At 59.0% G+C, this 4,419-nt stretch carries 6 protein-coding genes; 1 reads left to right on the top strand and 5 read right to left on the bottom strand.

What is annotated here, in order from left to right:
• Positions 1 to 254, top strand: a 254-nt coding sequence (locus tag PKC81_RS14490; protein ID WP_324337299.1) for a helix-turn-helix domain-containing protein, incomplete at its 5' end; no start/stop codon positions are given.
• A gap of 198 nt (positions 255 to 452) precedes the next feature.
• Here PKC81_RS14490 and PKC81_RS14485 read toward each other — a convergent pair.
• The 5 genes from PKC81_RS14485 to PKC81_RS14465 all read right to left on the bottom strand — a co-directional run.
• Positions 453 to 1,217 carry a metallophosphoesterase family protein gene (locus PKC81_RS14485; RefSeq protein ID WP_324337297.1) on the bottom strand — a complete coding sequence of 255 codons (765 nt, stop codon included), beginning with the start codon at positions 1,215 to 1,217 and terminating at the stop codon, positions 453 to 455.
• Between the two features lie 151 nt (positions 1,218 to 1,368).
• Positions 1,369 to 2,556, bottom strand: coding sequence for a saccharopine dehydrogenase NADP-binding domain-containing protein (locus PKC81_RS14480; RefSeq protein WP_324337295.1), 1,188 nt, complete (start codon positions 2,554 to 2,556; stop codon positions 1,369 to 1,371).
• A gap of 89 nt (positions 2,557 to 2,645) precedes the next feature.
• Positions 2,646 to 3,131: a hypothetical protein gene (locus PKC81_RS14475; protein WP_324337293.1), complete on the bottom strand. Its 486-nt coding sequence runs from the start codon at positions 3,129 to 3,131 to the stop codon at positions 2,646 to 2,648.
• Between the two features lie 24 nt (positions 3,132 to 3,155).
• Positions 3,156 to 3,383, bottom strand: coding sequence for a hypothetical protein (locus tag PKC81_RS14470; RefSeq protein WP_324337291.1), 228 nt, complete (start codon positions 3,381 to 3,383; stop codon positions 3,156 to 3,158).
• Positions 3,384 to 3,459: 76 nt separating this feature from the next.
• Positions 3,460 to 4,419 (bottom strand): acyl-CoA dehydrogenase family protein (locus PKC81_RS14465; protein WP_324337290.1); only part of this gene is annotated, 960 nt, incomplete at its 5' end.

The raw sequence follows: 4,419 nt of genomic DNA, 5'->3' as shown, positions 1-4,419 counted from the left end.
TGACCGGCAAGGAATATGCGATGCTCGAGCTGCTTTCGCTGCGCAAGGGCACCACACTGACCAAGGAAATGTTCCTGAACCACCTATATGGCGGCATGGACGAACCCGAACTCAAGATTATCGACGTGTTCATCTGCAAGCTGCGCAAGAAACTGGCGCTGGCCTGCGGTGGCGAGAATTACATCGAGACCGTGTGGGGCCGTGGCTATGTGCTACGCGACCTGGAAGACATGGATCAGCCGCTGGTCGCCTGAACCGATAGCCATATTACCCCGGCAGTAGTTTGAGAAAGGGCGGTGTTGAGAGTCACCGCCCTTTTTTCGTTGTTCAGCCTAACTGCCAGCCCGCGGACACCGTAGCCCTGAGCCTGTCGAAGGGCGGCTGCAGGTTTCAAATGCCATAGTTAGCGGAGGGGCGTGCTTCGACAGGCTCAGCACTACGGTATTCCATCGCTAGGTCTGCAAATACCAACGATCCGCGCCTTCGAGGCCTATCGCGGTCAGCTTGCCGCTGGCATAGGCGCCGGTATCGATCCCGATGCGCGAGCCGCGTTCGTCGATATCGTCATAGATGGTGTGGCCATAAACGATCACCTTTTCGAGATCGCCGCGCTGGCCGACAAATTCGTCACGGATCCAGCGCAGGTCGCTCTTGCGCTGCTCTGACAGGGAAACACCGGGACGGATGCCGGCATGGACGAAGGCGTAATCGCCCAGCACAATCATATCCTCAAAGCTTTCAAGAAAAGCCAGATGCGCCTCCGGAACCAGCGTCGCGAGTCGCTCAGCCAGTTGCTCGATATCAAGTTCGATATATTCGGCGCGGGTGATGGGGTAGCTTTGCAATGTGGCGTCGCCGCCAATCTTCAGGAAGAAGCGCAACGTCTTGGTGTCGCGCTCACGGCAGGCCTTTAGGAACACCTCTTCATGGTTGCCCATCAGGTAACGGACGGTACGCCCTTGCCCGCGCAGCGCCATCGCCGTGTCGATAACACCTGCACTGTCTGACCCGCGATCGACCAAGTCACCGAGGAAAACAATCTGCGTATCCGCTGCACCGCGCGCCTGATCATCGGCGTCGATCTTTGCCAGCAGTGCCTGCAACAGGTCGTTACGGCCATGAATGTCGCCAATCGCATACACGCGCATACCATCCGGCACCCGCGCGGTATCGAGCGGACGGGACGGTGCGGCTTTCTTGAACAGGCGACCCAGCATGGTGCGCGCCATATAGGGTCGGGATATGATTTTCGGAAGGGCTTTATCCCCCTCCCGTTAACGGGAGGGGTTAGGGGAGGGGCGAGCGAAGCGAGCTTGTGCTACCACAGGCCCTCCCCCGGCCCCTCCCGCAAGCGGGAGGGGTGATAACTTAGTTTTCAGCGGTAAAGGTCAGCCCGGCATGCGCCTGCAACCGCGCGACAAGCTTTGCGCCAAGCGCTGCACCGGGCGTAGTGACTCCGCCTTCACCGTCATTCTCGGCAAGGCCAAGCGCGGTTTCGGCGATCATCTTGGATGTCGATCCATAGCCCGGGTCCTTGTCGCCCTTCACCGAATAGAGCGCACGCTTGCCATCGGGATATTCGCCGACAAACAGTACGTCATAAAAGCCATTTTCGCGCTCTTCCTTGGTCGGGCCTTCACCGGGTTTCGGCCCCCCTTCGCCAAATGGTGCCTTGATGGCTTTGGCCAGCCCCTCGGCAGCCTGCTTGCCCATCTCGCCGGGGCTGGTCAGCACCATCTCGTCATAGCGCAGGTCCGCACCCCAGGGGTGGCCGAGCAGGAAGTTCGTCCGGTGGACATTCTTGGTGTTGATCGCCGCCATGATGAACGGCGCGGCCCAGCTTCCCAGATGGTCGTCATATTCGGGGATCATGCCGGTAGGCTGGTTGGGTCCATCAAAGCCCGGCGTCAGGCCGAACGGGCTGAGCATATAGGGTGTCAGTGTGGGGTGCTTGGCGAGCGTCTTCAGCGTTTCCTTCAAGCTTGCTGCCGTACCGCCGGAAAAGCCCCCCTGCATCGCGCGAACGCGGCCTTTAACGCGAGGCGCAGGTGCACCGAATTTCTCGGTCGCATGTTTTTGCAGCATGAGTACGCCCAGATCGAACGGGATCGAATCGAAGCCCGACGAGAAAGTGATGCGCGCGCCGCTCGCTTTGGCGGCATCGTGATATTTGTCGATCATCTGGCGCATCCAAACCGGTTCACCGCACAGGTCGGTATAGTCGGTGCCGGCATCGACACAGGCCTTTACCAGTGGCTCGCCATAAAGCTGATAGGGTCCAACGGTGGTCAGCACCACCTTGGTGCGCTTGGCCATAGCCGCCAGCGAAGCAGGATCGTCGGCATCGGCGACCACCAATGGCGTGTCCTTTGGTGCGCCTAAAAGATCGCGCACCTCCTCCAGCTTGGTCAGCGAACGTCCGGCCATCGCCCAGCGCCAAGGCCAGACATCAACGCCGCCTTCGGCCTGTTTAGCCAGATATTCGGCAACCAACCGGCCGGTATAGCCAGTCGCACCATAGACGATGACATCAAATTCGCATGCTTCCTTGGGCATAACTCTCTCCTGATTCTGCTTTGAAGAGAGTGATGCGCGGCCGCCACCCGAATGTCAAAAGCGGGTTTTGGCTGTGGCGGCGCGCTACGTCATTTTATCGGAGGCGCTGTCTCTTCCGCGCGGGTCTTGACCGTCGCCCTCGGAGCCGGTCCATCGATGATCGCAGGGTCGCCGTTGTAAAGGATCGTCACCGGCACCTTGCGTGCAACAAATCCAGCATAAGTCTTGCCTGCCAGCACCGAATTGGCCTTGGAATCCATCTTGCACCAAGCGACGAGGTTGACGGTAACATCCATGTCAAATGCCTGCGTTTCGCGCAGATATTCGGCGGCTGTGTTGCCCTTGGCGACATAGGCCTTGAGCTTCTGTTCATAATCTCGCGCTGGATTGAAGGTCAGATCAATCGCCGCACCGGTGTCGCGGCGCGAAACATTGAGCTGCACCTCCAACGATACATCAGCATCGCTTCGGCCAGCTACATTGGTCTGCTTGGCCGTTTTGCCCCAGCTGTTGACGACCATCATGTCGTTATTGTGCAGAAAGCCCTTGCCAATAATCGCCTGTACAGCCGTCAACCGCGCGCCCTGCTTGCAAAACACCTATCCGGTGACCGTGAAGCGCGGATTGTTGCCGGTCACTACAAGATCGCGCTTCGACGCAATCTTGGAGGATGACATATTCTTAAGCCCCAGCGAGCCGGGCGATATAGGCTTGGTGATCGAAACGCTGCCGACCGTAAAACCGAAATGGGTTTCATCGGCCGCGCTGTCGTCGATCGGCATTGCAAATATCATGAGTGCCAAAGTGGGGGTCAGTTTTCTGTTCATGGGGTCCCTCCTCCCGTTCAATAGGATTAGAGTGACACTCTAGAACTGAATACGCAATGAATGATTTTTTACATGTTCAGAAATTATATTGGCGGCTCGCCAGATCGAACATGATCTCTTCCGATCCGCCACCGATCGCCATCACACGCACCTCGCGGTAGATGCGCTCGACGCGGCAGCCGCGCATGAAGCTGGCACCGCCGAGGATCTGGCAAGCCTCGCGTGCGCAATACTCCATCGTGCGGGTCGCCTGAACTTTAAGCAGCGCAAAATCGCCGGGGAAGGCCTTGCCCTCGCGCACGCTCCACGCGCATTGGTCAATCCACGCTTGCGTCGTGTTGATCTGGCGCAGCATGTCGGCCAGCTTGTGGCGGATGGCCTGGTTGCGAATCAGCGGCTTGCCGAAAACTTCACGCTGCTGCGCCCAATCAAGGGCATCTTCGAAACAGACGCGCGCATAGGCCGCAGCCTGCTGCGCCATGCCCAATCGCTCTCCGTTGAAATTGCGCATGATGCCCATGAAGCCGCCATTTTCGGGGCCAATCAGATTTTCTGCGGGCACCTCTACATTGTCAAAATGCAGCGTCGCGGTGTCCGAAGCGTGCCATCCCATTTTGGCGAGCGCGGTGCGGCTGAATCCCGGTCGATCAGTTTCGATTAGGAGCAGCGACACGGCACCCATTCCCGGCCCGCCGGTGCGCACCGCCGTCGTCACATAGTCGGCACGCATGCCGCTGGTGATATAGGTCTTGCTGCCATTGACGATATAGGATGCGCCCTTGCGCTCGGCTTTGGTTTTCAGGTTCGCGACGTCCGAGCCGCCGGAAGGCTCGGTGATACCAAGCGAGATGATCTTTTCACCGGCAAGTACGGCGGGCGCGATACGTTGCTTCATTTCCTCGCTGCCCATGGCGAGGATCGGCGGCAGGCCGATGCCATGCGTCATCAGCGAGGCGGGAATACCGCCCGCACCGGGGCGGCACATTTCCTCGCTCTGCACCAGCGAGTGGAAGATATCGAAGCCGTTGCTGCCCGT

Origin of the sequence: Sphingorhabdus sp., from assembly GCF_035329025.1 — a bacterium.
In the GTDB taxonomy this organism is placed as follows: Bacteria; Pseudomonadota; Alphaproteobacteria; order Sphingomonadales; family Sphingomonadaceae; genus Sphingorhabdus_B.
The sequence above is the reverse complement of the archived record's forward strand: the minus strand, read 5'-3'. Positions and strand labels throughout refer to the sequence as shown.